Origin of the sequence: Listeria sp. ILCC792 (assembly GCF_900186135.1) — a bacterium.
In the GTDB taxonomy this organism is placed as follows: Bacteria; Bacillota; Bacilli; order Lactobacillales; family Listeriaceae; genus Listeria; species Listeria goaensis.
Window position 1 is genome coordinate 1 of the sequence record NZ_FYBO01000003.1, and the last position, 26,317, is coordinate 26,317.

Annotated in this window: 26 protein-coding genes, 2 tRNA genes and 1 riboswitch; of the genes, 1 reads left to right on the top strand and 27 read right to left on the bottom strand. The window is 41.1% G+C overall.

The window, feature by feature from the left end; genetic code table 11:
* Nucleotides 1–121: 121 nt before the first annotated feature.
* The 23 genes from CFS60_RS13820 to CFS60_RS04810 form a co-directional block, all read right to left on the bottom strand.
* Complete coding sequence (locus CFS60_RS13820; RefSeq protein WP_159457902.1) at nucleotides 122–268, bottom strand: hypothetical protein; 147 nt, start codon at nucleotides 266–268, stop codon at nucleotides 122–124.
* A gap of 141 nt (nucleotides 269–409) precedes the next feature.
* Nucleotides 410–1,684 carry a 3-phosphoshikimate 1-carboxyvinyltransferase gene (gene aroA / locus CFS60_RS04705; protein ID WP_088838899.1) on the bottom strand — a complete coding sequence of 425 codons (1,275 nt, stop codon included), beginning with the start codon at nucleotides 1,682–1,684 and terminating at the stop codon, nucleotides 410–412.
* A gap of 12 nt (nucleotides 1,685–1,696) precedes the next feature.
* Nucleotides 1,697–2,800 (bottom strand): prephenate dehydrogenase, encoded by a 1,104-nt coding sequence (locus CFS60_RS04710; RefSeq protein ID WP_088809644.1) that lies wholly within the window; start codon nucleotides 2,798–2,800, stop codon nucleotides 1,697–1,699.
* A gap of 12 nt (nucleotides 2,801–2,812) precedes the next feature.
* Entirely contained in the window at nucleotides 2,813–3,898 is a 1,086-nt protein-coding gene (hisC, locus tag CFS60_RS04715) for a histidinol-phosphate transaminase (RefSeq protein WP_088809643.1), read from the bottom strand.
* Nucleotides 3,898–4,272: a chorismate mutase gene (gene aroH, locus CFS60_RS04720; RefSeq protein ID WP_088809652.1), complete on the bottom strand. Its 375-nt coding sequence runs from the start codon at nucleotides 4,270–4,272 to the stop codon at nucleotides 3,898–3,900. Before aroH ends, hisC begins: the two co-directional genes overlap by 1 nt.
* Before the next feature lie 5 nt (nucleotides 4,273–4,277).
* Nucleotides 4,278–5,363, bottom strand: a complete 1,086-nt coding sequence (aroB, locus tag CFS60_RS04725) for a 3-dehydroquinate synthase (RefSeq protein ID WP_088816102.1) — start codon at nucleotides 5,361–5,363, stop codon at nucleotides 4,278–4,280.
* A gap of 1 nt (nucleotide 5,364) precedes the next feature.
* Nucleotides 5,365–6,531: a chorismate synthase gene (gene aroC / locus CFS60_RS04730; protein ID WP_088838900.1), complete on the bottom strand. Its 1,167-nt coding sequence runs from the start codon at nucleotides 6,529–6,531 to the stop codon at nucleotides 5,365–5,367.
* Between the two features lie 130 nt (nucleotides 6,532–6,661).
* The gene (gene ndk, locus CFS60_RS04735) at nucleotides 6,662–7,105 is read right to left on the bottom strand and encodes a nucleoside-diphosphate kinase (RefSeq protein WP_088838901.1); all 444 of its coding nucleotides are present in this window, start codon (nucleotides 7,103–7,105) and stop codon (nucleotides 6,662–6,664) included.
* A 12-nt stretch (nucleotides 7,106–7,117) separates the two neighbouring features.
* Entirely contained in the window at nucleotides 7,118–8,086 is a 969-nt protein-coding gene (gene hepT / locus CFS60_RS04740) for a heptaprenyl diphosphate synthase component II (protein ID WP_088809639.1), read from the bottom strand.
* On the bottom strand, nucleotides 8,076–8,798 hold the full coding sequence (locus tag CFS60_RS04745; RefSeq protein WP_088816105.1) for a demethylmenaquinone methyltransferase: 723 nt from the start codon (nucleotides 8,796–8,798) through the stop codon (nucleotides 8,076–8,078). Before CFS60_RS04745 ends, hepT begins: the two co-directional genes overlap by 11 nt.
* A gap of 19 nt (nucleotides 8,799–8,817) precedes the next feature.
* Nucleotides 8,818–9,585, bottom strand: a complete 768-nt coding sequence (locus CFS60_RS04750) for a heptaprenyl diphosphate synthase component 1 (RefSeq protein ID WP_088825457.1) — start codon at nucleotides 9,583–9,585, stop codon at nucleotides 8,818–8,820.
* A gap of 83 nt (nucleotides 9,586–9,668) precedes the next feature.
* Nucleotides 9,669–10,238 (bottom strand): GTP cyclohydrolase I FolE, encoded by a 570-nt coding sequence (gene folE, locus CFS60_RS04755; protein ID WP_088809636.1) that lies wholly within the window; start codon nucleotides 10,236–10,238, stop codon nucleotides 9,669–9,671.
* A 181-nt stretch (nucleotides 10,239–10,419) separates the two neighbouring features.
* Nucleotides 10,420–10,492 (bottom strand) — tRNA-Asp (locus CFS60_RS04760).
* Nucleotides 10,493–10,496: 4 nt separating this feature from the next.
* Nucleotides 10,497–10,568 (bottom strand) — tRNA-Glu (locus tag CFS60_RS04765).
* Between the two features lie 160 nt (nucleotides 10,569–10,728).
* Entirely contained in the window at nucleotides 10,729–13,221 is a 2,493-nt protein-coding gene (locus tag CFS60_RS04770; RefSeq protein ID WP_088825456.1) for a pectate lyase-like adhesive domain-containing protein, read from the bottom strand.
* 15 nt (nucleotides 13,222–13,236) lie between these two features.
* On the bottom strand, nucleotides 13,237–14,256 hold the full coding sequence (locus tag CFS60_RS04775) for a DUF916 and DUF3324 domain-containing protein (protein WP_088809634.1): 1,020 nt from the start codon (nucleotides 14,254–14,256) through the stop codon (nucleotides 13,237–13,239).
* 62 nt (nucleotides 14,257–14,318) lie between these two features.
* On the bottom strand, nucleotides 14,319–15,017 hold the full coding sequence (locus CFS60_RS04780) for a WxL domain-containing protein (protein WP_088809633.1): 699 nt from the start codon (nucleotides 15,015–15,017) through the stop codon (nucleotides 14,319–14,321).
* 312 nt (nucleotides 15,018–15,329) lie between these two features.
* Nucleotides 15,330–16,478 carry a 30S ribosomal protein S1 gene (rpsA, locus tag CFS60_RS04785; protein ID WP_088809632.1) on the bottom strand — a complete coding sequence of 383 codons (1,149 nt, stop codon included), beginning with the start codon at nucleotides 16,476–16,478 and terminating at the stop codon, nucleotides 15,330–15,332.
* A gap of 287 nt (nucleotides 16,479–16,765) precedes the next feature.
* Nucleotides 16,766–17,437, bottom strand: a complete 672-nt coding sequence (cmk, locus tag CFS60_RS04790) for a (d)CMP kinase (protein WP_088809631.1) — start codon at nucleotides 17,435–17,437, stop codon at nucleotides 16,766–16,768.
* A gap of 1 nt (nucleotide 17,438) precedes the next feature.
* Nucleotides 17,439–18,416: an asparaginase gene (locus tag CFS60_RS04795; RefSeq protein ID WP_088809630.1), complete on the bottom strand. Its 978-nt coding sequence runs from the start codon at nucleotides 18,414–18,416 to the stop codon at nucleotides 17,439–17,441.
* A gap of 82 nt (nucleotides 18,417–18,498) precedes the next feature.
* On the bottom strand, nucleotides 18,499–19,218 hold the full coding sequence (locus tag CFS60_RS04800) for a LysM peptidoglycan-binding domain-containing protein (RefSeq protein WP_088809629.1): 720 nt from the start codon (nucleotides 19,216–19,218) through the stop codon (nucleotides 18,499–18,501).
* A gap of 111 nt (nucleotides 19,219–19,329) precedes the next feature.
* A complete protein-coding gene (locus CFS60_RS04805) occupies nucleotides 19,330–20,742 on the bottom strand; it encodes an ATP-dependent DNA helicase RecQ (RefSeq protein ID WP_088809628.1) in 1,413 nt (470 codons plus the stop codon).
* Nucleotides 20,739–21,734 carry a helix-turn-helix domain-containing protein gene (locus CFS60_RS04810; RefSeq protein ID WP_088816109.1) on the bottom strand — a complete coding sequence of 332 codons (996 nt, stop codon included), beginning with the start codon at nucleotides 21,732–21,734 and terminating at the stop codon, nucleotides 20,739–20,741. The genes CFS60_RS04805 and CFS60_RS04810 overlap by 4 nt, the downstream gene beginning before the upstream one ends.
* Nucleotides 21,735–21,804: 70 nt before the next feature.
* Here CFS60_RS04810 and CFS60_RS04815 point away from each other — a divergent pair, with 70 nt between their 5' ends.
* The gene (locus CFS60_RS04815; RefSeq protein WP_162859594.1) at nucleotides 21,805–22,098 is read left to right on the top strand and encodes a ferredoxin; all 294 of its coding nucleotides are present in this window, start codon (nucleotides 21,805–21,807) and stop codon (nucleotides 22,096–22,098) included.
* Here the strand turns inward: CFS60_RS04815 and CFS60_RS04820 are convergent, their stop codons facing one another.
* The 4 genes from CFS60_RS04820 to CFS60_RS04835 all read right to left on the bottom strand — a co-directional run bounded on the left by CFS60_RS04820 (nucleotide 22,099) and on the right by CFS60_RS04835 (nucleotide 26,213).
* On the bottom strand, nucleotides 22,099–22,713 hold the full coding sequence (locus tag CFS60_RS04820) for an ECF transporter S component (RefSeq protein WP_088809625.1): 615 nt from the start codon (nucleotides 22,711–22,713) through the stop codon (nucleotides 22,099–22,101). It abuts the gene before it with no gap.
* Nucleotides 22,714–22,887: 174 nt separating this feature from the next.
* A riboswitch (FMN riboswitch) is annotated at nucleotides 22,888–23,008 on the bottom strand.
* A 79-nt stretch (nucleotides 23,009–23,087) separates the two neighbouring features.
* Nucleotides 23,088–23,612, bottom strand: a complete 525-nt coding sequence (locus CFS60_RS04825) for an acyl-CoA thioesterase (protein ID WP_088809624.1) — start codon at nucleotides 23,610–23,612, stop codon at nucleotides 23,088–23,090.
* 5 nt (nucleotides 23,613–23,617) lie between these two features.
* Nucleotides 23,618–25,411, bottom strand: coding sequence for an ATP-binding protein (locus tag CFS60_RS04830; protein ID WP_088809623.1), 1,794 nt, complete (start codon nucleotides 25,409–25,411; stop codon nucleotides 23,618–23,620).
* An 85-nt stretch (nucleotides 25,412–25,496) separates the two neighbouring features.
* Nucleotides 25,497–26,213 (bottom strand): response regulator transcription factor, encoded by a 717-nt coding sequence (locus CFS60_RS04835; protein WP_088809622.1) that lies wholly within the window; start codon nucleotides 26,211–26,213, stop codon nucleotides 25,497–25,499.
* Between the last annotated feature and the right edge of the window lie 104 nt (nucleotides 26,214–26,317).

Consider the following 26,317-nt stretch of genomic DNA (forward strand, 5'->3'; position numbering starts at 1 on the left):
AAATAATCCGCCGAATAACGAAAGGCGCTTGCTTGTACCGCTTGAATACGAGCACGCATGGTGGCATTGGCCTTTTGTAAGGCTTCTTGAAAGGCACGTACTTCGGCAATACTAATCCGGCTCATGAGGACAACGCCTTTCGAAGCTCGGCTTGTTGCGCCTCTAGCTCTCGTAAGGTCTGATAAGTTTCCCCGCCGCTTGCCTCCCGTAAGTCGCTGGCATGGGTCCGCAATTCGCTTTCGCTAATTTGAATTTTAATCATGGTCATCACCTCTTGGTTGTTTTATAAATACTTCCTTTAGTATAGCATAAAAAGATATGATGAAAAATTGTACACAGCTAGTTTCATGCTTTTATTTAACCGTTCTAGTATTCAAAAAAAAGAAGCCGTTAAGCCTCTTTTCGTTTATTATTCATCAAACAAACTTCTCACATCGTCGAAAAAACTTGGATAAGATACCGAAACGGCGTCTGCCTTTTCAAGCTCTACTTCTCCGTCTTGTACTAAAAGCGCTGCAATTTGGAGCATCATGCCGATGCGATGGTCGCCGTAACTAGTTACCTTGGCACCACGGAGTTTGGTCTTCCCGCGAATAATAAGGCCGTCTGCTGTAGGCGTAATGTCGGCACCCATTTTCGCAAGTTCAGTTGCTACGGCATCAATTCGGTTTGTTTCTTTGACTTTCAATTCTTCGGCGTCGCGAATGATGGTTTCGCCTTCTGCTTGCGTTGCTAGGAGCGCGATGATGGGGAGCTCGTCGATTAAACGCGGAATTAAATCTCCGGAAATAGTCGTCCCAGTTAGACGTGACGTTTTCACGGTTATGGTGCCAGCTAAATCATCTTCCACAACCGAAATGTCTCCGCCCATCGCTTTCACCACGTCGATTATTCCCGTCCGTGTAGGGTTTAACCCAACATTTTTTAAAACGATTTCGCTATCTTCTGCAATCAACCCTGCTACGATGAAAAAAGCAGCCGAAGAAATATCGCCCGGAACCGTTAGCGATTGTCCTTGAAACGCCTGGTTGCCGGAGACGCGAATAGTCAGACCGTCCACCTCGATGTTCCCGCCAAATTTTTGAATCATTTCTTCCGTATGGTCACGCGTTTTTTCTTTTTCATGGATCATTGTTTCGCCTTCTGCTTGAAGTGCCGCAAAAATGATGGCGCTTTTCACTTGGGCGCTTGCAACTGGCATGTGATATGTGATGCCGTGAAGTTTTTCAGCGCGTTTAATAGCAATTGGGGCAAATTCGCTGCCCTCGCGACCTGTCATGTTGGCACCCATTTCTTTTAGCGGTAACATGACGCGATTCATTGGGCGTTTTGCAATCGAAGAATCGCCAAATAGTGTTGTAGCGAACGGTTGAGCTGCAAGGATGCCCATCATTAGTCGAATCGTTGTACCAGAATTTCCTACGTTAATAGGTGCCTTAGATGGTTTTAGACCGCCAAAGCCTACACCATGAACGATAATTTCATCGGGCGTTTCTTCAATTTGTACACCTAAATCACGAAATGCTTGAATCGTACTTAAACAGTCATCTGCACGTAAAAAATGCCGAATCCGCGTTTCGCCGTTTGCTAGCGCGCCAAACATAATGCTGCGGTGCGAAATGGATTTATCGCCTGGGACTTCGATCGTTCCGTGCAAAAGGCTTTTCCCTGTTTGTAATTTCATCATTACACTCCTTTACTGCTCTAAATAGCACGTATATGCTGCTCTTGATTCAATACTTGCTTTAGCACGCAAGCGGTCAGTTTCATTTTGAAACGTAATTTGTAACACACCGTTTATATCTTCGCGCGTTTCCAAAATTTTCAAGTTCGTTAAACTAATTTTTTCATCCGCTAAAATGGCCGTCACTTCTGAAATGACACCCGGATAATCCGGCACATCGACAAATAAATCGTAGAAAGCTGGAATAGCACCGCGGTGAATCGGCAGCGAATCACGAAACTCTTTCGCACCGTCAAAAAAATCATAAATCGCGGTCTTGTCGGCGGTCTCAATGAGCTGAATAGCCTCATTCATTCGGTCGCGCCAAGAAGTAAGCTGTTCTTTCAAAATTTCACGATTGCTAAGCGAAATGTCCGTCCACATGCGCGGATCACTTGAAGCGACACGTGTAATATCTCGGAAGCCGCCTGCTGCTAAACTAAACGCATCAGGATGACTCGCTGTGAAAGCTTCCGTTTCTTGCACTAAAGCGGCCGCAACAATATGCGGAAGATGGCTCAGCATGCCTGTAATTTGGTCATGTTCTTTTGGCGATAGCGTTAGAAACTTAGCATTTGTCCCAATCAGCCATTCCTTTAATTCTGGCAGACGTTCGCTTGCCGTTTCATTTCCTGGCGTTAATAAATAGTAAGCATTCTCAAAAAGCAGGCGCTTTGCGGCAGTCACACCACTTTTATGTGAGCCTGCCATCGGATGACCCCCAATAAATGTAATCGACTTGTCAGCGAGCCCTAGTGCGGCCTGCATAACGGTTTGCTTCGTACTCCCTGTATCCGTCACGATAACCTGTTCTTTTAAGTTTAATCCCGGTAAATGACGAACGAGTTCTTCGGTTTCTTTCACCGGGCAGCAAAAAATGAGCAAATCTGCTTTTGGTGCATCGATTAGGACACTTTCGCCGATTTCGTCAATAATCCCGAGCGAAAGTCCTTTCTCAAGCGTGTTTAACGAGACATCGATTCCGATGATGTGCGCCTCTTTATGTTTTGCTTTAATAGAAAGCGCAATCGAACCGCCAATGAGTCCCAGCCCAACAATAACGACTGTTCCCTTCATAAAGATTGCCTCCTATCCCAGAAACTCTTTTAGGAGCGCAATCACTTGCTCGTTTTCCGCCGCTGTCCCAACCGTAATCCGCACCGCATTTGGAAATCCAAGAGCAGCCCCTGATCTTGTAATAAAGCCATTTTTCTCTAGGTAAGAAAAAATATCCGCTGCTTTTCGGCCTAGATCGAGCAGTACAAAATTGCCTTGCGACGGGTACAGTGTGACTTGCGCATATTCTGCGCTAAACGCCTCGTAAGCCGCGATTCCCGCGTGATTTAATGCCCGACATTCCGCAACAAAATCCTGATCAAGCAAAGCCGCTTGCGCAAGCAATTGTCCCGCTGTCGTCGTATTAAACGGCGGTCTGACAACATTTAAATAGTGCACAATTTCTTTGGAACAAATGCCGTAGCCAACTCGCGAACTAGCTAGCCCGTAAATTTTACTAAACGTCCGTGTAATAATCAGATTTGGAAACTCTCGAACCCATTTTTCATGAGCAGCAGGTTGCGGTTCCACGTATTCAATATACGCCTCATCAAGAACGACTAAGCAATCTGCTGGCACTTTTTGAATAAATGCACGAATAGCATCAAGCGGCAAAAAATTGCCTGTCGGATTGTTCGGATTGCAAATCCACACGATTGCCGTATTCTCATCAATCGCCGCTAACATTCTTTCGAAATCATGATGCCCATCAGGTTTTAAAGCAATTTCTCGTACTTCCGCACCTTCAATGAGCGCATTTTGGCGATACTGAACAAAAGTTGGTGTTGCCATGACCGTGTTCGTTGTTTGATCGAGCAATACGCGCGTTAAAAGCTCAATTAATTCATCAACTCCAGCCGTGAAAACAAGTTCGTCTTCTGAAATATCATAAAACTCCGCAACGGTTTTTCGAAGGTCACTCGCATGCCCGTCAGGATAAATTTCTGTTTTAAACGCTAATGAACGCGCAAGTTCTTGTACTTTTTTAGACGCACCAAGCGGGTTTTCATTGGAGGAAAGTTTCGTAATTTTAGTTAACCCTAATTCTTTCATCACCGCATCTTCTCTTTTTCCCGGCTTATACGAATGAAGCCCTTCTAAAGACGTTTTCCATTTCATCAAGAATCCTTCCTTTCCGCGAGGTCTGGGCGCAGGCGCACCGCATCGTTTAAATAAACATGTTCAATTTCCGCAAGTGATTTATCCACACTTGCTTGCACCATCATTCGAATACATTTTAAAGGGGCACCCGGTACCGGGATTTCTTGCATACCCATCACAGGAACAAGCTCAAAACCAGGCGTTACACGTACAGCACGCGCCGGAAAAGCCGCATTAATATCTTCCGTTACCGTTATGATGACCGAAATAAGCGTTTCCGCGTCAACAATTTGATTTTTCTTTAAAATTTCCTGAAAAAGTTCGCTCGTCGCCTCGTAAATTTCATCTGCCGTATTTTCTTTTATAGTCGTTGCACCGCGAATCGCTCTCACACTCATCATTCTCCTTTTTTCATTTGATTAAAAGTTTGTAAAATCAGTGCCCGGTCAGCAGGAACAATTTCCATGTGACCGATTTCGTTCAACAGCACCATTTTAATCTCTTCAAAAGTCGTTTTTTTGTCGTGTAGCATATTTTCAAAAATCGTTTCAAACGGGACGTCATCTGGGAGCTCAGTTTCGTAACCGAGTCCAGTTAGCCAAGCAGTAAATGTCGCCCTATCAAACGTGAGATTTTGGGTTTCTTCGCTCATCAAAAGCGCATAAATCATTCCAAAAATGATGGCCTCGCCGTGAAGGAAACGCGAAAAATTACCGTAGGCCTCAAGAGCATGCCCAAACGTATGACCGAAATTCAAATACGCGCGGACGCCCTGTTCAGTTTCATCTTGCGCCACTATACCCGCTTTAACCAAAATGCCCTTTTGTAAAAACGGGGTTAAATCTTGCGAGTAAAAGTCGTCCGGCGTTTTGAAAGTCGCCATCAGTTCATCTAGTAACGCCTGATCGCTAATTAAAGCGTGCTTGATAAGTTCCGCAAAGCCCGAGCGCATTTCGCGTACCGGCAGCGTTCCAAGTAGCGCCGTATCGTAAATAACCGCTTCAGGTTGATAAAAGTTGCCAATCAAATTTTTCCCAAGCGGGTGGTTTATTGCCACTTTGCCACCTACCGCACTGTCATGCGCTAAAACAGTCGTCGGAATTTGGTAAAACGGAATGCCGCGCATATAAGTCGCCGCAACAAAGCCGCCCAAGTCACCAATCACACCACCACCGTAAGCAAGAATCACAGACTTGCGGTCAAGCCCCGTTTCAATAATTTTCGTCATCACATCTTCATACACCTGAAACGTTTTCGCAGCCTCACCGTTTGGCGTCACATAATACGTCACGTGCGGCAAACTTTTAAGAACACGGTCAAGCTTCTCTTTATGCAGTTCAAAAACGTGTCGATCCGTCAAAACAAAAACCTTTGAAAACCTTTTTAGCTCGGTTAAAAACTCAGCACCATATGAAACTAACATGTCATTGCCAATACATACAGGATACGTTTTGCTCGCTGTTTGAACTGTAATTTTAGACATTTTAAAAGCCCCTCGTAAGTTCGCGATGTTCTTCCACATGTTTCTTTAAAACGTCAAAACGGTCGCTATCAAATTTATCAAGCACGGCACAGGCCACTTCCCATGCGACTACATTTTCAGCAACTACACTTGCCGCTGGAACCGCCGAACTATCTGAACGCTCAACGCTCGCACTAAACGCCTCTTTCGTATCAATATCCACACTTTGAAGTGGCTTATATAAAGTCGGAATGGGCTTCATGACGCCGCGAACCACAATCGGCATACCGTTTGTCATACCGCCTTCAAAGCCACCCAAGTTGTTGCTTGTTCTCGTATAGCCGTCATTTTCTGACCAAACAATTTCATCCATGAGTTCGCTACCATATTTACGTGCCGCAACAAACCCAACGCCAAATTCAGCACCTTTAAAAGCATTAATACTAACGATTGCACGTGCAATTTTGGCATCTAGCTTTTTATCCCATTGCACATAGCTACCAAGGCCAGCTGGAACACCGCCAACAACGACCTCAACAATGCCACCAATTGTATCCCCTTTTTTCTTCGTATCATCAATCTTATCCATCATCGCCTGTTCAATATCCTTATCGAGTGTTCGAACTGGCGAATTATTCGCGATGTCAGCAATTTCAGCCACCGTGTAATCACGCGTCAAATTCGCCCGCACACCACCAATTTCCAGCACATGCGCGGCAACTGAAATCCCCAGTTCACGCAAAAGTTGTTTAGCTACCGCACCAGCAGCCACTCGTAACGTTGTTTCTCTCGCACTTGAACGCTCCAGCACATTACGCATATCTCGGTGACCGTATTTCATGCCGCCCACCAAATCAGCATGTCCCGGACGAGGTCTAGTAACTTTTCGTGACGCCTCGTGTTTCTCATCAACAGGTTCAATGCTCATCACCGTTTCCCAGTGCTTCCAGTCTTTATTTTCCACAAAAATGGCAACCGGCGCACCAAGCGTTTTCCCGTGCCGAATGCCAGCCGTAATTTGCGCACGATCTTTTTCAATCTTCATGCGTGCCCCCCGACCATGCCCACCTTGCCGTCTTTTTAGTTCCACATTAATATCTTCAGATAAAAGTGGCATCCCCGCAGGTAGCCCCTCAATAATTGTCGTTAAACCCGGTCCATGTGACTCTCCAGCCGTTAAATATCTCATAAGTCCTTCTCCTTTACCACAAATATTTTAGCGCTTTAAAGTGTATGTGTTAAATAATAGCATAACATTCACCAGAAAACAACCAGTTATTTTGAAAAAACTGCCTCTTACCATAAGAGACAGTCACCATTCAAAGCCAAGAATCCGTAGCTTTTTCGTAATCCAAGAGCTCCTCTTGTTTAAAAAAGAGGCCAATTTCCCGTGCGGCAGAAGCCGAACCATCAGAACCATGAATCACGTTTCTATTCGTATGTATCGCAAAATCTGACCGAATTGTTCCCGGCCCCGCATCAAGCGGATTTGTTTTGCCCATCATTTGGCGTGCCGTGGCAATTGCTTCGTCACCCTCTAAAACCATAGCGAAAACAGGACCAGATGTGATGAACCCAATTAAGTCCGCGAAAAACGGTTTCCCGTCATGTTCCGCATAATGCGTTTTAGCCAAAGACTCAGAAATCCGCATCAATTTTGCGCCTGCAATCCGCAAACCCTTTTGCTCAAAGCGCGTGACAATTTCCCCGATTAAACCGCGCTGTACGCCGTCCGGCTTTACCATGACAAAAGTTCTCTCCACCCTACATTCCTCCTAATAATCTCGTTTATCAAGCATTTTCACGATTTGTTTCAAAGGTTTAATTTCTTTCGATGCTGGAAAAGTATCTAAAATCGCCATCGCCTTCGTTAAATAAGCCGTCGCCACCTGTTCAGATTGCTCAATCGCACCGCTCGCTTTAATCGCCGCAACTAAGTGCATCATCTCCTCTTTTGACGACTCCTCCGTCACACGACTAATTCGCTTTTTAAGAAGCGGATCTTGCATCGCAAAAAAGACCGGCAACGTCACATTCCCTTGACGTAAATCTTCACCAGCAGGCTTCCCAAGCGTCCGCTCATCCGCCGCAAAATCCAAAATATCATCCGTAATTTGGAACGCCATACCTACATAGTAGCCAAATAAATAAAGTTTATCATCAACCTTCTCAGGCAATCCCGAAAGAACCCCGCCGAGCCCCGAACTTGCCGCAATCAAAAGTGCCGTCTTCCGCTTAATACGCCGCAAATAACACCTTACACTTTGATTAAAGTTGAATTTATCCTTAATCTGTTCGATTTCCCCTACCGCAAGCTCAACCGTAACCGCCGACAACATTTGATGCGCCTTGAGGCTGTCAATTTTCGTCATATATTCAAGCGATTTCCCAAAAAGAAAATCTCCCGTATACATCGCAATATGATTGCCCCAAATCGACTTAATCGTCTTTCTACCACGTCTAAGCCCCGCATCATCAACCACGTCGTCATGAACAATTGAAGCCATATGAATGAGTTCAATCGCAACCGCCGCATCTCGCACATATGTAAAATCAGCAGGCGCACCTAGTCTTGCCGTCAAGCAAACAAACATCGGCCGTATTCTTTTTCCGCCCGCCTCCAACAGATGTAGCGCAGAAGCAGAAGTCGTTTCCGCGTCAGCATTTGAAACCGCACGTTTTAATTCTGCTTCAACCGCTTCAATATCTTTTTGAATCGCCGGATACAAAAAATTAAATTTCATCTACCGTCACCTTTTTATAGCCAAAATGTGTAGCACTCGCCCCGCCACTATGTGAAATATAGCGGACATATTTAAAACCAGCTTCATAAAATAAATCAGAAAGCTCGCCCATTCCCGGGAAAGTTCTAGTTGATTCTTGTAACCAACTATATTCCTCATAACTTTTCGCAAACAATTTACCAAAAAGCGGCATCACATGGCGAAAATATGTATTAAAAAACGGACGCCAAAGTGGCACGTTCGGCTGGCTCGTATCTAAACAAACCGCCTGTCCACCCGGCTTCAAAACGCGATTCATTTCCTTTAAAACTTGTAAATAATCCGGCACATTTCGAAGACCAAAACCAATCGTCACAAAATCAAATTGATTATCCGAAAAAGGCAGCTCCATCGCATTGCCGTGAGTTAAAGTCACATTCTGAAGCCCACTCTCGAGCACTTTTTCTCTACCAATTTGAAGCATATTCTCACTAAAGTCAAGCCCCACAACAGAGCCCTTTTCCCCAACATGCCGGGCAGAAAGAATTGTCCAATCCGCCGTACCACAACAAACGTCTAAAATTTTTGCCCCTTTCGGAACACGCATAAGTTCCATCGTTTGTTTACGCCAAAACAAATGAAGCTTAAAACTAATCAAGCTGTTCATTCGGTCATAATCCGGAGATATTTTTTCAAAAACTTTATGAACTTTCTCTTCTTTCGTTTCCACCATACAAAAACTCCCCTTTAATTTAGCGCTGTAACATTTCATTTAAACGTGCGTGTATCGAATCAGATAGCGGTCTAGAAGTCTTAAGCAAATGATGAATTCGCATCTTTACTTCATCCATAAGTTGCTCGAGCCATTCCTCAAAAGTCGCCATCGCCTCTTTCACAAAGAAACCATGATCATATGCACGTTTCAATGTTGAAAGCCCATACTGTTCATAAAAATGTTGTTCCCGCTCCAAGCGTTTTAATAAAATAGCTTGGCAAGCAAGCTTCGTAAAAGCTTCCTCATTCTTAAAATAAGAAGAAAACTCAGCAAAGATAGCTGAAGATGAAGCAAGCAGTTCCTCCATATAATCATCATCTGTTACAACATGTAACTGATAAATATTTGTTTTAGCCGTATTCGTTTTCTGCACACCACGTTGAAGTGCTGCAAGTAATTGTGTCATACCAAGTTCTGCCATCGTCCGGTAATACAGTGCGCTATAATAATCACCGGCAAGCACCGTAAGTTCTCGTCCTTTTCGACTAACCCCTCTACCGTCTTTATCTTCATCAATCATCTCATGCGTATCATGAGCAAGAATCACATAAAGTGTTGCGGTTATAATCCGGTATTTCTCTGTTTCAGCAAGATCAGAGCCATGAATGGATTCATTCAGCCATAGCATTTGGTCCTTATCAGTTTCAGGCCCGTAAAAATTGTCCTTTAAAAACCGATAGGCTGATTTTTCATGAACCAATCTTTCCACTTCTTTCAACTGCGCCAGGCTCCCTTGATAGGTCATTTAAATTTCCCCTTTAACTCATAATAACAAATAATATGAAATATATTATATCACAAATCTATTTTGAAACGTAATTGTTCACTTCATGAATGATTAATTAACGACATCACTTCGCTACGTAATTTATCATCCGTTCGGAAAGCACCGCGAACCGCACTCGTAATCGTTTTCGTTCCCGGTTTATTCACACCGCGAATCGTCATACACATGTGCTCCGCCTCTAAAATGACCATCACACCAAGCGGCTTTAATTTTTCCATCATAATTTCCGCTACCGTCGTCGTAATACGCTCTTGAAGTTGCGGACGTTTACTCACATCATCTACAACGCGAGCAAGTTTACTAAGTCCCGCAACCCGACCATTCTGCGGCAAGTAGGCGACATGAGCCACCCCAAAAAAGGGAACTAAATGATGCTCACACATCGAAGAAAAACGAATATCTCGAACAAGAACAAGCTCTTCATGCTGCTCTTCAAACACTGTATTAAAATGAACCGAGGGATCTTTCGTAAGCCCCGAAAAAACTTCCTCATACATACGCGCAACACGCATCGGCGTATCAATTAACCCTTCACGATCTGGATTTTCCCCAACCGCTTCCAAAATAACACGAACAGCATCTGCAATCTTTTCTTTATTAATCTCTTCCATGCCCTTACCCCTTTTTGATTTAGTCCCCTTTATCTTAACACATCACACACTTTACGGTAAATGCAAACACTTCTCATGTTTAAAGAATTAAAAAAAATCTTCCTATATATAACGATACGCAAACCTCTACTTCATTCCCGCCAAAAAGAAAAAGCTTGTCAAAAATGACAAACTTCTTAAACGGTCCCGACGGGATTTGAACCCGCGATCTCCTGCGTGACAGGCAGGCATGTTAACCCCTACACCACGGAACCTAAGTGACCCGTACGGGATTCGAACCCGTGTTACCGCCGTGAAAGGGCGGTGTCTTAACCGCTTGACCAACGGGCCATAGTGTATAATTATGCTGTGAAACTAATAACCGCTTCTCATTCAGCTTTTTTATTATATCATATTTACCTTTACTGTCAATCACTTTTTCCAGATAAAATAGAAAAACCGCTCGAACTATTTTTCAAACGGTTTTTCTGTACACGAATTAGCTTAACAATTAAGGTGCATCTTGAAGCGTCCACGAAATTTTGCCTTGGTAGGCATCACCAGCATAAACCGCCGTCGTATCAGCCTCTACAAGCACCCCGCGATTATTTGCCCAGTCCACTTGAACAGGATTTGCATTTGTCGTTTCATATTCAAAAACAGGATAGGGCGAGTCCCCTAAAACAATTTTTTCCCCGTTTGAGCCAACAAAAATAAAAGCATTTTCTAAAACACGATCTGGATTTTTAGTAGAGGTTAACGGCTTCGTAATTGTAGCATTTACAACCCATTTTGAGCCCGAATTCCTCGTATCCACCACACTAATTCCCCATGTCGACTCATCACGTTCAAGAATTTCTCGCTTCCCAGTAATCTGAGCAGGTTTAAAGTCCATTTCTTGACTAACTTCCTCAAACTTCACACTGCGCACAAATACATGAATCGAAACGGTTTTCGTAACGCCACGCAGTTCAAGTGTGGCCGTGTAGTCCCCTGGGACCGCTTGAAGTGTCGAACTTTGAATCGTAATCTCATTCGAAATATTAGCGCCAGAATTCACATCAAAACCGAGCGCATTCGATTTCTCTTTAATCAATTGTCCAAGCTCAGCAGCCGACTTCCCACCAACTTCACTTTGGTCAACACTAAATGAAGTTGCCTTTAAAGCCGTCCCATTTTGAACAACCGTATCAGCATCTTTCACAAAAACCGGTACGTCAATTCGCGTTTGATTTCCCGCACGGTCCGTCAAGGAAACCTCTGCTTTTTTCGAACCAAATGTGCTTGTATCTGGTGTAGCTTCAATGTTCGCCGTCACACCCTGACCACTCGTATTATCTGATTTATCTCGAATGTTTGTCACAAAAGCATTGGCATTTGTAGAAAGCGCCTCACCAATTGAAACAATTTGTGGAACAGCATCGCCCGTTGGCGGCGTCACATCGACGACAGTAATTTTAGTTGTCTTATTAATATAATACTCCATCGAAGCTGTCACACTTACTTCCGTATACGGTTTTATAAAGCCGCCTGGAATCGCCACTTGAAAATTCCCAGCGTTATCTGCGGTTCCAGTCAATGTTTTCGTCGTGCCATTTTCTACATAAGAAATTTCAATAGCCGCATTTGTAACGGTCGCTCCACTTAAAGTAGCCTGACTATCATTTAAGGTATTCACATTTAGCGGCAAATTTCCAATTGAGAGAACTTTCATTTTGGCAACATTAAATTCCGCTGCTGTCACTGGCACATTCGCGCTATTAATTGTTGTCGTAGAACCATTAGTCGTAATGCCCATTTGGACATTTGCTTGATCTTCCCTACTGTAGGAATAAGTTGGCAAACCAATTGTACTGGCGCTCCCGGATCTATCCCAATAATTTATTAGCCCGCCATTTAAATTCATCTGGCCAGAACCCGAGGCATAGCCAATTGTATTAGAAGTATTACCATTGTATAGAAGGAAATACGCTGGATCATTAACATTTAGACTTCCACCACTATTGAATTTAATTACATTACCGCTTCCTCCCGTTTTATTCAAAACAACAGTTGCGTCTTTATTAACCGTTAAAGCACCTGAAAGCGAGAGCAACTCACTACTAACATCCGATTGATAAATTCGTGCGGTACCTCCTTCGTCTACGAAAAAGTTGCCGCCTACACCACTGCGGTTAAAGGAAGTCGTTGTATTTAAATTAAGCGTTGCATTTTTACCAACACTTATGGAAACTGGGTTTGATGCGCTTCGGTAAAATACACCATTACCATTAGCAGAAATGTTCACGTTGGCTCCGTCACGAACATTGAAAAAATTGCTCGTCGAAGAATCTTCGCCATACCATACCAAGCTGTCACTGGAACTTGATGGGTGATAAATTTCAATATTCCCACCAAAATTAATGCCACCTACTTCGGCAAATTCCTGGTTCGATGCTGAGCCACTAACAAATTTGCCAATTTCAACATTTGTATTTCCGACAAGTTCTAGCGTCCCAGCGGTATTCCAAATAAGTTGTGGTCCTTTGTACACCACGTTGTCATAAGTTACATTAACACCTTTTGCAGCGTTAGCAACATAAACTGTTCCATAATAATTTTTCCCCAAAATAGTAAGGTCTTGCATTGTAATTTGTTTTGTCGAGGAATTCGAGCTAATGTAAATAGTTCCTGATGTGCTTGTCGAACTCCCTGTTTCTGTTAATGTGTGTATTTCTTCTGTTGTTGGGTCTTTTCCAGAAATCGTGAATGGCGTTCGGCCGACTGGCACTTGAATACCACTTGATAAACTAATATCCGCTCCAAAATAAATTTTTGATATACTGTTATTTTGAACTGCCGCTTTTAACTCTGTATAATTGTTTACAATCGTTTCATCTGCGTTTAAAGTAATCGCCGCAGAAACAGAGTCCCGACTAGAAAATTTCGAGTCTATAACTTTAACGGATTGAAGAGCACCTAAAATGACCAAAGTGAAGAAGAAAATGAACACGCATTTTCTCATAAAGTACTCACTCCTTTAATCCTCATCATCCTTTTTGTTCTTGCGACGCACGATGAACCAGATGATAAGAAGCACGATAGCAATCGCCAATGCTCCGCCAATTATCCACCACCATAAATAATTTTTCTCAACATCGACTGCTTTTTTATTTAAATCTTTTGCATCATTTCCAATTTTAAATTCTTTTGTAAAATTCCACGTTTCGCTTCCATTATCAGCTTTTAATTTTAAAACATAAGTTCCTTCTTCAAGGGGCTGATTTTCCCAATCAATAGCATAGCCAAAATTTGAGTTTGGTGCCATCTTTAAGTCTGTTTTTGCTGTTTCATGAAGAACTTTATTTTCACCTTTTTTATATACTTTTGCATCGACCGATAAATGATCTAAAATGACTGGCTGATCATTTTGTAAAACGGCACTTACAGATGTTCGATAATTATCTAAGCCTGCTTTTACATTTAATAAATTTAAGTTAGGTTCAATTTTCTTTGCAGTTTCAGAAAGTTGAATTCCCACTACGTAAGAATATTCATTTTCAATACTTAATCCTGATTCCTTTTTATCATCCACTTCTTCATTAACTTGTGTAAATTCAACAGCGCCTAAAATGATGCCATCAAAACTTTCTTTCGGCATTTTCACATTAATCCAAACATCTTTAAAGCTATTTGCTGGGATTGTAATGTTATCCTCTATGACTTCTGCGATTTTTGGAAGCGGTACTTTTAAACTTTCATCTGCTTTTTTCAAGCTTTTTTTTGAGTAGTCTATCATACCACTCTTATTTGTTGACGCATAAGTTACGTCTTGTTTAACTTTAATTTCATGATTTGAACTGTTAAATACTTTCACTTGAAGTCTCTGCTCCATAAGTGGTTGCATACGTAAATCAAAGTAACCTTGTTTTTTATCAATTTGATTTTCTGGAATAATAGCTTGAACAGAATAATCAACATCCTCAGCATGTGCGGTTATGTTTGGAGCAAACAAAATCACGGTTAATGTAGTTGCGATTACTAAGAAAAATTTTTTCATTTTCTTCCCCCTACTAAAAAATAAAGACTGCTGCTTTTTAAGCAGCAGCCCGCATAAAAGGTTTATACGCCGGGTGCGTCTGTTAGTTTCCACGTAATTTTTGCTTGATGGCTTCCTACAGTGGCTGAACCACCTGGAACTTCGATGGATACTTTTTCATTTGTATCGCCTGCGGCCATCCATCTGTTAATCCAAGTTCCCATACCTTGATTAGAACTGGCTATCATAACAGAAGCGCTTGTTGTACCATCAGTTGGAAGTTCTACAGATTGTCTGCTTACTGGAGCATTTGAAGTTGAAGAACCTGTTACAGCCTCACCATTTTCAAATTTAATCTTAGCTCCGCGAAGTGACTCGTTTGTGCCATCTGTAAATTTGCTCGCTGTAGCTGAAACAGACCAACCAGCACCTGTTCCACGTCTATCTGAAACTTGAATAAAAGGTTTTTTAGAAATAGCAGAGTAAACTTCGGATGCACTTGAAACTTCGTGCGATCCAAAATGAATAGAAGAAACATAATCAAGCGTCAAAGCACCTGTATCCCCTGTTGGTGAATCTGTCGGATTTTCTGGATCATCTGGATTTAATGGATTAACTGGATTTAGTGGATCTACAGGGGCAACTGGTCCAGTACCCGCAATAAATGTAATGTTCGCATTTGATTCTGCCGTTTTATCAGCTGCAAATGATGTTACAGGCAATAATGATGTTACTAAGACTGTTGTTCCTAAACCTGCTAATAAAGCTGTTGTTTTTTTCATGTGTTAAATCTAACTCCTTTGTAGTTGATAACAACATTATAGGTGATGTCTTTTTTCTTGACAATAGCATTTTTTATCAGATTCAGGTTTTCAAAGCGAAATTTTACATTTTTCATTTTAGAAACACTCGAAACGCAGTTAAGCCAACCATTCATACAAATGTGAACAAAGTGTGACTTCCCCGGATTTTATTTTTCGTTATTAAATATCAATATATAAGTCTATACCCCAAATTACACATACTGAAAACATTTCGCGCATAAAAAAAAGAAGCCAATTTTGTGTCATTTTGAAAAATTGGCTTCTTTTAAATTATTTATCATCATGATTTTGAATATCTTTTAGTCGGTCCCCAATTAAATCACCCAATTGGAAGCCTGTGCTTTCTTCTGGAAGTTCATAGTCCGCTTCTTCAACTGGCTCTTCTTGAAGCGCCTTAATGCTAAGCGATAAACGTTTCTCACTTTCATTCACATCAAGAACTTTTACTTCCACCTCTTCACCTTCAGATAAAACTTCATTCGGTGTGCCAATATGTTTATGCGCAATTTGCGAAATATGAACTAAGCCTTCTACGCCAGGGAAAAGTTCAACAAACGCACCAAACGATACAAGACGCATGACTTTTCCTTTAAGGACTGAGCCAACAGGTGCTTTCTCATTAATATTATCCCACGGACCTGGTTCTGTTTCTTTAATGGAAAGTGAAATTCGTTCATTCGCCGGATCAATTCCGATTACTTTTACTTGAACAGATTGTCCTTCAGATAAAACTTCTCCTGGAGTTGAAATGTGTTGGTAAGAAATTTGCGAAATATGAACTAGGCCATCCACGCCGCCTAAATCAACAAACGCGCCAAAGCCAGCAAGACGTTCTACTGTACCAGTAAGTACATCGCCTTCCTTAATGTTTGCTAGAATCTCTTTTTTCTTCGCTTCTTTTTCTTCTTCCACAATCGCGCGATGGCTTAAAATAACACGGTTATTTTCCGGTTCAAACTCAACGACTTTAAATGCAATCGTTTTTCCTTTGTAATCAGAGAAATCTTCGACAAAATGGTCTTCCACTAAAGAAGCTGGTACAAATGCGCGCACGCCTAGGTCAACTACTAAACCACCTTTGACAACGTCACTCACAACGGCATCAAATACTTCACCAGATTCAAATTTAGCTTGAATATCATCGACTGCTTTTAAAGCATCTACTTTACGTTTAGATAGGACAAGTACATCTTCCTCTACTTTAGTTACGATTAAATCTAATGTGTCTCCAACTTTAACTACGTCAGAAGCTGATTCCACATGTACATTTGAAAGTTCACTGATTGGAACAACACCATCCAGTTTGCTATCGGGAATACCTACGTAGACTTGTTTTTCTTCTACGCTTGTAACTGTACCGGTGACTTTGTCTCCTTCTTCAAAATTCCTAACTTCCACATTACTCAATTCATCAGACATGTGTAGCCCTCCTCAATTCGTTTGTCGAATTAGGACTTTCTGTAAGTGCAAAAGAAGTGACAAGCTTCAAAAAATTTCCTCATGAAATCACTCAGCAACATTTGTCGCAAATGATACACGTATCCATCGTTGTTAATAACACTTGATTTTTTGCAAGAAAATCCTAAAAGATTTTTAGATTTAAAAAAATCTCTCTTCTAACATCCTATAATTGCCACAATTTGTCAAGTTTTTTTATAATAAAAAAAGGCCATTCCGTTTAGGCCTTTTTTTGGAAAATATACTCTTTAATCCATTGTTTGTTTAGCAAGTGATAAAATTTTTGTTGCGACTTCATCAATCGTCATACTTGTCGTATCAACAACTATTGCATCATCTGCTTTCTTAAGTGGAGAATGGTCGCGCGTATAATCTAAATGGTCGCGCGCTTCAATTTCTTTCTTCAATTGATCCATATCGACGTCAAACCCTTTTGCCTTGTTCTCTTTAAAGCGTCTTTCAGCACGTTCCTGAACACTAGCCAAGAGAAAAATCTTGAGTTCTGCTTGTGGTAGAACAGCCGTCCCAATATCGCGGCCGTCCATTACAATGCCACCCTCTTCAGCAAAAACTTGTTGCCGCTTTTGGAGCTCAATTCGAATAGCGGGGTGAGCCGCGACAATCGAAACATGATTTGTCACTTCATTTGAACGAATGACTTCCGTAACATTTTCATCATTAAGAAACACTTGTTGCACTTCTCCTGGCTCAAAACGAATCATCGTTTTTTGTAGCAAACTAGCCAAAGTTGTTTCATCTGTATAATCAATTTTATTTTCCCATGCGAGGTAGGTAACCGCCCGGTACATCGCCCCTGTATCAATGTAAATAAAACTTAATTTTTTAGCGACGATTTTAGCTACAGTGCTTTTTCCTGCAGCAGCAGGTCCATCAATCGCAATACAAATCTTTTTAGTCATATTAAAACCCTTTCAGTTCACTAAAGTTAGTTTGATTTATTTCTACATTTGCCGCAAGTAAAACCATTAGCCGCATTCGCGCTTTCTTACTATCATAATCGCCACCCAAAAGAACGCCATGATTTAGAAGATCATATGTACTACCTAAATAATCATATGTCGTATAGACATTCCCTTCTTCCGCACTTGTTGTAATCACAACGGGTATTCCATTTTCAATGGCACGTTTTATCGCGGGCATCATTTTGGGGGCTACTTGTCCTCTACCAACACCCTCTAGAACAATTCCAGCTACATTTTTTGCAATGGCAGAATCGATAAAAAATCCATCTGCATCTAAATAGCATTTAATAATCACAACATCAGAGAGCGCTTCTTGTAGTGGATAGCATTCATGCTCAACAGGTTTTTGATAAATAAAAACTTTATCATTGTCAATAATTCCTAAATAGCCAAAACCAAATGAACTAAAACCTTGAATATTAGAAGCATGCACCTTTTTTACATACCGAGCTGCAAAAATTCGTTCATTAAATACAACAACAGTTCCTGCATTTTGAAGGAGTGGTTCACTAGCTGTATAAACCGCATGACGAATATTAATATAAGAATCTGTTCCCATTTCCTCGGGGCCGCGCTGTGAACCCGTTAACACGACTGGGCGTTCGTCCGTTACTGCCAAATCAAGAAAATAAGAAGTTTCTTCGAGCGAATCCGTACCATGTGTTACAACGACTCCATCATAACTTTCATCTTCAAAAATTTTCATTACGAGCTTTGCGAGCTCTGCCAAATTTTCTTTTGTAATATGCATGGATGGCAATTGGAAAGTAGAATAAATATCTACTTCAATTTCACGAGGTAACTCACATAATTCAACAAGTTCCTCACCAGTAAGCTCACCTGAAGCAAGCTTTCCTGATTCTGCTTTCTTACTTGCGATTGTTCCGCCAGTTGTAATCAATGCAATTTTCGCCATACATACACCTCCATTTTTCCCATAAAAAGAACGAGCGCTTTTGGAAAAAACTTTTCCGAGTCATGCTCATTCTTTTTTAATCTTATTGTGGAATTTTAAGTACTGTCCCAATTGGAACATTATTACTTGTTAAGCCGTTCGCTTGTTTGATCTTTTCAACACCGCTTGCAGCACCAGCAGAACCATAAGCATTGACAGCTATTCTGTAGAGTGTTTCGCCACTTTGTACCGTATGTGTACTTTTAGCCGCTTGCTCTTGCTGTTGTTTTGCTTCCTCAGCCGCTTTCGCATCTGCAGCAGCCTTTTCTTCCGCTGCTTTTCGGTCAGCTTCTTCTTGTGCTGCCTGTTGTTGTGCTTCTTCCGCTTTTTTTGCTTCCTCAGCTTGTTTCGCTTCTTCGGCCGCTTTCGCATCCGCTACTTTTTTCGCTTCCGCTTCTTTGGCTGCTTTTTCATCAGCAGCTTTCTTTTCTTCCGCTGCTTTTTCCTTTTCAGCCGCTTCCTCTTTTGCCTTTTTATTGCTATCTACCGTAACATTTTTTTCCTCTTTAACTTCATTATCTGGCGTGCCAGCATTTTGAACAGCTAAAAAAACAATAATAGATACAATCGGAATCAGAAGAAAGAATACAATCAAAACATTTAATAACGGATATTTAAAGAAACCTTTTTTCTGTTTTCTTCTACTATCAGATCTAGATAACATCGGAGGTTCATTATCAAACTCATCCTCTTCATCGTAATAATCGTTATAATAATCGTCGGACTCCGTATAATTACGTTTGCCTCGTTTTCTTCTAGCCATCTACGTTCCTCCTTCGTTCCAAACTAACATGGATATTGAAACATCCCTGAAATAATTATACCTATAAACGTAACATTCAACAACCTTTAGAGCTAATTTCTTTTAAAAAAATCATTCTAAAAACAATTTTCCGAGGATAGCTTCCCAGTCAAACGCTTGTCGCCTAGGTCCCTCTCCCAATTGTTTCATATATGGTTCTAAGTCTAAAACGTCCAAGTCACAACATGTACCAGGTAATTTGACAGGTTGTTCTTTCTCAGAAAAATAGCGCATAATGTATTCCCGGCGACAACTTGACTCTTGCAAGTACCCCATAAATTTCTTTAAGTTTTCCAATTTCCAAGCTTTGCGGTATTCCATTTTTGTCACAATTTCCTGTTCGGAAAGTCCAGAACGGGCAAAGTAGTCTAGCAGTCTTTTTTCGGTTTCAGGAAGCGTATCGCGTAGATTTTCTGGAAGCTTTAGCAACGCCACATCAGGCGCATCTTTATCCGCAAGTTGTCTTTGTAAATTTTCATCTCCGTTTGCATACAGCAAAATGGCAAGACTTGGCTCGCCGTCACGCCCAGCCCGGCCAATTTCTTGAACATAAGCTTCTAAATCAGCTGGCATGTGATAATGAATGACGTAGCGAATATCCGGTTTGTCGATGCCCATTCCGAAAGCACTCGTGGCGCAAATGATGTCTAAAACACCCGCGACAAACTGTTGCTGAATAACAATGCGGTCGGAAGCTTCCATATCGCCATGATAATGCGCCGCCGTCAAATGAAACTCATTCCGCAACTGAAAAGCGACTTCTTCTGCCAAACGTTTGCTTGAAAAATATAGAATACCAGGACCAGAAAGTTTACGCACCCACTCTAGAAGTGCTTCCATTTTTTCTTGTCTTCCATTGAATTTTTGAACGGAAAGTGCGATATTCGGACGGTTCACGGAATAAATAAACGACTCGATTTCTTCCATATGTAATTGTTTTAAAATATCCCCTCGAACCATTTCTGTCGCCGTCGCCGTTAAAATCATCGTCGGCGGGTAATTAGACAGCTTACGAAACTCCCCTAAATATAAATAATCCGGCCGAAAATCGTGCCCCCACTGCGAAATACAATGCGCTTCATCGATGACAAACAAGGCTAATTTTTGGTTTAAAATCACGGCCCGAATTTCCTCACTAGCGAGCATTTCAGGCGAAAGAAACAGAAACTTATACGCGTTAAGATTCGCTAAAATCGCTTTTTTCTCCGGAAAAGAAAGAAAACTATTTAATGCCGCGACCCGTTTTTCGCCGCCCGCGCGCATTCGCTCCACCTGATCTTGCATTAAACTTAACAGCGGCGAAACGACAATCACAAGCCCGTCTAGTAAATGCCCCGCTAATTGATAACAGAGCGTCTTCCCTGTTCCAGTCGGCAACATCGCAAATACATCACGCCCAGAAAGCGCTGCCTCAATAATTTCCTTTTGTCCGCTTCGAAACGTATCAAAACCTAAATAATTCTTTAACTCTAGCTCTAAATTCATGATTTCACCTCGGAAACGACAGCAAGTCTAAGCTCAAAATAACTCAAGTCTGGCATAAATTCTTTCATTTCCTTTAAAGTTAAAAAGGAGTGTTCAGAAAGCTTCAAAAGCACAGCATCATCTGGCCTAAAAGGGACCGTCAAATGCGGAAAAGTCGCCTGAATTTCCACAAAATGATCTTCAATTGTGCTTTTTTTCAACCTACGCCGCTGCACAATTTGTTCAAACGTTTGCCCGCTTTGGAACAATTCATATGTCGCTAAGCCCGATTTCGTAAGCAACGCCTGATCCGCGCACATGAATTCACTTAAAAGGGGAAAATCTGTTTTTTTAGCGTGGAGCACATGCAAACCGCGTAACCATTCAAAATAGCCATTCCAGAGCGGCACTTCCAAACGTTCACAAATTTGCATCGCTGTTTCGCCGATTCGGTCGCCGCCTGAAAAGCGTCCAACGTATAAATCTTGATATGTAATATCCGGCCTCTCTAACCACATTTTTAATTCTAAAAATAGCTTTTCAGCTAAATCATGTTCATTTTTATGCCGATTTAACCAGCGTTTTATCCAAATTTGTGTTTTTTTGTTGCGCACAATCGGCAAATAATGCCTATTTTGATGATGCTTATTGCTAACAACTTGCACCGCGAGGAGTAAATGCTCAAAAAAATGATGTGGCAAATCTTGCATAAAAAAGCCATTCCATTCATTTTCAATAAAATAAGTTGGTGGATCTAATTCCGTCACGGGAACAACGCCTGATTCGTCTATTCGAATGAATCCCGCTTCTTCTAAACCGTGTAGCCGCAACAAAAACACTTCTTCTTTTAAAAATGGGGCTAGTCCAAAATAATTTTTAGCCCGAAAAAGGTGTGTGTCCGTTACCGCTTGTCCCGTTCGTTTTCCGGTTACGACCGCATATAAAAATGGCTTTTTCCGTGCCCGTCCAAAAGTATGAACCATAAATAGGAGATATTCATCTAGTCTATCCAAATTTCCGCCTCCATTCTCTCGTTATCATAACATAGAAACGTTTGTTCGACATCTGTTTTTTGAAAAAAATATGTTATACTTAATCTATATTTTGGCAGAAAGGGGTGGTCAAGTGGGAAAATACGCCATTGTTGACCAGGACACCTGCATTGCGTGCGGAGCTTGTGCGCTTCATGCGCCGCAAATTTTCGACTATAATACTGATGGGCTCGCGTTTAATTTGCTTGATGACAATTCGGGAACACAGCCGATTTTTGAACGCGACGAGGACCAAGCAGCAGAAGCCGAATTAAACTGCCCATCATTATCCATAAAAATAGCGGACCGCCCGTTTAATGGCAATCCGCATCGATTCGATTCCTAGTTAAGCGTTATGAACCTCATGACGCTTTTTTTCATGCTTTTTCCGTTCTTTTGGAGATTGATTTTTAATAATGAAATTCTTCATTGGCGCATAAAGAAGCAAGAAGCCAGCACTCACAATTACACCCTTTAATAAATTAAATGGAATAATAGCCGTTATGATAAGCCCGAATACATCAGTAGACGCTGGAAGACCACCAAGTTTTATATAAAACGGCAATAATACAAAGTAGTTGAAAATTGCCAACACTATCGTCATACAAATTGTTCCAACACCAGTCGCGAAAATAAGACCTTTTGTTTCACGGAAATGACGGAATAAATAATAAATCGGTAAAGTAAAACAAATACCAGACAAGAAGTTGGAGATTTCGCCTACAGGCACGCCAACTGGGCTTCCAGAAACGATAAATTCCAAAACATTTTTAATGAGTTCAATTAAAATGATGGCGAGCGGTCCAAACATTAACCCACCAATTAGCGCTGGAATATCACTAAAATCCAGCTTTAAAAATGGTGCACTTGGTAAAAGTGGAAATTGCAAAAGCATAATGACAAAGGCCAGCGTACCAAGCACTGCAACACTAACAAAAGTTTTCATCGAGTAATTTCTCATGAGTAACTCTCCTCTTTTGTCCATCCAAAGAAAATACGGTGCCCATTTAACCGTCTAACAAAAAAACCTCTCTAATCTTTAGCATTAGAGAGGTTTGTGAATATCTAAACAAGCTGGGCGTAAAAACGCCAAACTCATGTAAATGTTCATTTGCAGACAAGCCAAAAAGGCTGCCAACATCCTCTCCCATCCAGACTATACTGTCGGTCCTGGAATTGCACCAGAGTCACCTGTTAAAAACAGATCGTGGACTATTACCACCGGTCGGGAATTACACCCTGCCCCGAAGATGAACGATATTTTATTTTCACCAAAAAGATGATGAATCATTTAATATTTTACCATGAAAGTAAAAATTAGCAACCTTTTTTTGTTTAAAATAGCCATAAGACTTCGGTATTTAATGATTCGGCAAGCACTCGGCTTGCTTTTAGACGTTCTTTTCTGGCATTCGCCCGCGCCTCACGCCCCGCATGAATCATTTTTTCTTCAGCACTTTCCGGCACTACTTCCGGCACTTCAACTGTTTTTCCGTCATCATCAATGGCAACAAAAGTCAAAAATGATGTGGCCGCTAAATAGCGATCGCCTGTCTTTAAGTTTTCAGAAATCACCTTAACGAAAATTTCCATTGAAGAACGTCCAACTGCTGCCACATATGATTCAAGACAAACAGAATGATCACTTTTAATGGGACGAAGAAAGTCAACTGAATCGGTTGAAGCCGTAACAATGCCAACACGGCAGTGTCTAGACGCACTAATCGACGCTGTGTCGTCAATATACGTCATCAGTTTTCCCCCAAAAAGGGTGCTATGGTTATTTGTATCTTGTGGAAACACACGGCTTGTTTTAATAACACGGGATTCTTTGCAAAATTTTTGTTCTCGATTGGACAATTTAACTAACTCCTTTTTAGCGGCAGGCTAATAATGAACGATGAGCCTACGCCTACTGTACTTTCTACTGTAATATTACCATTATGTGCCTCCACGATGTTTTTAACAATGGCTAAGCCAATTCCGGTGCCTGCTTTGCTGCGCGTTCTTGCTTTATCTGCTTTATAAAAGCGTTCAAACAAGTACGGGATATCCTCTTCTGGAATTCCGCTACCATTGTCACTGACAATAACTAACAACTGCCCATTTGCATAATCAGCATGCTCACGAACGGTGACAACGCCGTGATAGCCTTCTCGTCCGGTGTGACGAATGGCATTCATGATTAAATTAATAAGCACTTGCTCAAGACGATCGACATCGAAGTAATAGACTAAATCATTATCATCAACCTCCACTTTTAATTCAACAAAATTTTCTTTTGCTAAAACTTCGAAGTTAGATACAACTTTTGAAATAAACGGTGCGATTTTCATTTCTCGCCTATCTAGCTGTGTAAAGCCTGCTTCCATTCGTGCAAGGTCTAGCATATCATTGACTAGACGGCCAATTCGAAGCGACTCCTCATAAATAATTTGTGCAAACTCCCGTACTTCCTCATCTGTTTGAGCAACACCATCAATAATCGCCTCACTATAACCTTGCAACATAGAAATCGGCGTTCTAAGTTCATGCGAGATATTGCTAACAAAATCGCTTTTCATTTTCTCAAGTCGCTTCTCTTCGGTCATATCACGAATAACAGCTACAATACTACGAACATTTTCTCCGTTATAAAGCAACGTTAAAATCGCTACATACGTCTGATCTCCAAACGTAATTTCGCCAACTTGTTCATCTCGACTGCGCAAAATCTCATCAAGCATCTCTTCTAATTTTTTAGGAATTAAAACTTTCTCGTTGTTTTCATTAGAGAAAAACCAGTTATGCAAAAATTCTTCAGCTGGTGGATTACTTAAAATAATCGTTTTATCGATATTAAATTTTATAACCCCATCTGCCATTCCAACTAAAATATTCGATAATTGTTCTTTTTCTTGGCGAAGTGCACTAATATTATATTTCAACTGCTGTGCCATATTATTGAACGCCAGTCCCAAATCACCAATTTCATCATGCGTATAGCTCGGCACACGATTATCAAAATTCCCCCGTGAAACAGCAACTGCTATCTTTTTCATCTCCCGAAGTGGGAACGCCATTCTGGAAGAAAAGACAAACGATAAGAATGACGTAATTAAAATCGCGCCTAGTCCAGCCAATATAAGCGTTCTAGTTGCTTGTTTTGTCACACTTAAAATATCATGGAATGATTTATAAATATAAAGCACGCCACTTTCACCGTTATCCAATTGGAATTTTTTCACATAGAGTTGCACCGGATAATTCATATCTTTGTCTTTAAAATCATATTTCATTTCTAAAGGCTCATCTTTTTCAGCCAAGGCTTCATTAATCTTTTTGTTGTGCGTTAATCTTTCTATAGAATTATTAGAAATCTTATCAGTTGACTGCCTTGTATAAACGCTTTCACCATCGCTAGAAATAATAACACCTATCGTATCATCAAGTAGCGTGAGCGATTCGCTACCAATCCCGTTATCAGTAATAAAGGCATCATTTTTATGCATAACACCAATGATTTTAGATGCATCTTGGTCTAGCTCAGCTTTAATCTCATTGAAATTATTTTTTTCATAAATAACCGCAACTAAAAAACCGCAAATGACAAGGACACCAATTAGAAGTAAAATAATTGTGCTCCAAATCTTTCCGACGATGCTATTCCATAACTTCATCCCACTAAGCCTCCCTTTAACCTAAAAATGAACAGGTTTTGAAGGTTGTCCATCACAACCGATTCAACCTGTCCATCTATTTTACTTAATCTTCTGGGACTTCAAATTTATAGCCCAGCCCCCAAACCGTTACAATCATTTTGGCAGCATCTTCAGAAACATCAAGTAATTTTTCTCTTAAACGTTTTACATGTGTATCAATTGTACGCAAATCCCCAAAGAATTCATATCGCCAAACTTCTTTTAAAAGTGATTCGCGATCAAAAACTTTATCTGGTGATTTAGCTAAGTAATATAACAAATCATATTCTTTTGGTGTTAAATTAATTTCAGTCCCATCAACAATAACTCGGTGTGCTTCATTATCGATGCTAAGGTGAGGGAAATTAATCATATCCCCAGGCGTAGCAGAAAACAAATTTTTGTCTTGTTGTTTTGCGCGCCGAAGAACAGCCTTAACGCGTAGTACAACTTCTCTTGGACTGAACGGCTTTACAATATAATCATCTGCCCCCACTTCAAATCCTTGCACGCGATTTGCCTCTTCGCCTTTTGCCGTTAGCATAACGACTGGTGTCGCCTTATACTCACGTAGTTCTCTACAAACTTCGATACCATCTTTTCCTGGCATCATTAAATCGAGCAATATCACTTCGTAATTATTGTTTAAGGCCATATGAAGTGCTTGATCACCATCACTTGCCTCTTCAATACGAAAATTTTCTCTTTCCAAATACATTTTCAAGAGCCGACGAATACGATCTTCATCGTCAACAACAAGCACTTTTACTTGATCACTCATAAGTACTCATCCCCCACATTCTCATTTGCATTTCATCTACTCTGTTAGAGAGAATCATTCTGCACGATTAACTTTATAAGCAGCTAAAATAGTACCCACATACT

Bases quoted from the DNA above. Each gene is read 5' to 3' on its own strand.
- CFS60_RS04780 (WP_088809633.1), bottom strand. From the start codon at position 15,017: ATGAAAAAAACAACAGCTTTATTAGCAGGTTTAGGAACAACAGTCTTA.
- CFS60_RS04805 (WP_088809628.1), bottom strand. From the start codon at position 20,742: ATGAATTTAGAGCTAGAGTTAAAGAATTATTTAGGTTTTGATACGTTT.
- CFS60_RS04800 (WP_088809629.1), bottom strand. From the start codon at position 19,218: ATGGCTAGAAGAAAACGAGGCAAACGTAATTATACGGAGTCCGACGAT.
- CFS60_RS04710 (WP_088809644.1), bottom strand. From the start codon at position 2,800: ATGAAGGGAACAGTCGTTATTGTTGGGCTGGGACTCATTGGCGGTTCG.
- CFS60_RS04775 (WP_088809634.1), bottom strand. From the start codon at position 14,256: ATGAAAAAATTTTTCTTAGTAATCGCAACTACATTAACCGTGATTTTG.
- hisC (WP_088809643.1), bottom strand. From the start codon at position 3,898: ATGAAATGGAAAACGTCTTTAGAAGGGCTTCATTCGTATAAGCCGGGA.
- CFS60_RS04830 (WP_088809623.1), bottom strand. From the start codon at position 25,411: ATGAAGTTATGGAATAGCATCGTCGGAAAGATTTGGAGCACAATTATT.
- cmk (WP_088809631.1), bottom strand. From the start codon at position 17,437: ATGACTAAAAAGATTTGTATTGCGATTGATGGACCTGCTGCTGCAGGA.
- hepT (WP_088809639.1), bottom strand. From the start codon at position 8,086: ATGAAATTTAATTTTTTGTATCCGGCGATTCAAAAAGATATTGAAGCG.
- rpsA (WP_088809632.1), bottom strand. From the start codon at position 16,478: ATGTCTGATGAATTGAGTAATGTGGAAGTTAGGAATTTTGAAGAAGGA.
- CFS60_RS04820 (WP_088809625.1), bottom strand. From the start codon at position 22,713: ATGAGAAATTACTCGATGAAAACTTTTGTTAGTGTTGCAGTGCTTGGT.
- CFS60_RS04795 (WP_088809630.1), bottom strand. From the start codon at position 18,416: ATGGCGAAAATTGCATTGATTACAACTGGCGGAACAATCGCAAGTAAG.
- folE (WP_088809636.1), bottom strand. From the start codon at position 10,238: ATGGAAGAGATTAATAAAGAAAAGATTGCAGATGCTGTTCGTGTTATT.
- aroA (WP_088838899.1), bottom strand. From the start codon at position 1,684: ATGAAATTACAAACAGGGAAAAGCCTTTTGCACGGAACGATCGAAGTC.
- CFS60_RS13820 (WP_159457902.1), bottom strand. From the start codon at position 268: ATGACCATGATTAAAATTCAAATTAGCGAAAGCGAATTGCGGACCCAT.
- CFS60_RS04770 (WP_088825456.1), bottom strand. From the start codon at position 13,221: ATGAGAAAATGCGTGTTCATTTTCTTCTTCACTTTGGTCATTTTAGGT.
- aroB (WP_088816102.1), bottom strand. From the start codon at position 5,363: ATGTCTAAAATTACAGTTCAAACAGCGAGCAAAACGTATCCTGTATGT.
- CFS60_RS04745 (WP_088816105.1), bottom strand. From the start codon at position 8,798: ATGGTGGAAACGAAAGAAGAGAAAGTTCATAAAGTTTTTGAAAAAATA.
- aroC (WP_088838900.1), bottom strand. From the start codon at position 6,531: ATGAGATATTTAACGGCTGGAGAGTCACATGGACCGGGTTTAACGACA.
- CFS60_RS04835 (WP_088809622.1), bottom strand. From the start codon at position 26,213: ATGAGTGATCAAGTAAAAGTGCTTGTTGTTGACGATGAAGATCGTATT.
- CFS60_RS04815 (WP_162859594.1), top strand. From the start codon at position 21,805: ATGTTATACTTAATCTATATTTTGGCAGAAAGGGGTGGTCAAGTGGGA.
- CFS60_RS04750 (WP_088825457.1), bottom strand. From the start codon at position 9,585: ATGACCTATCAAGGGAGCCTGGCGCAGTTGAAAGAAGTGGAAAGATTG.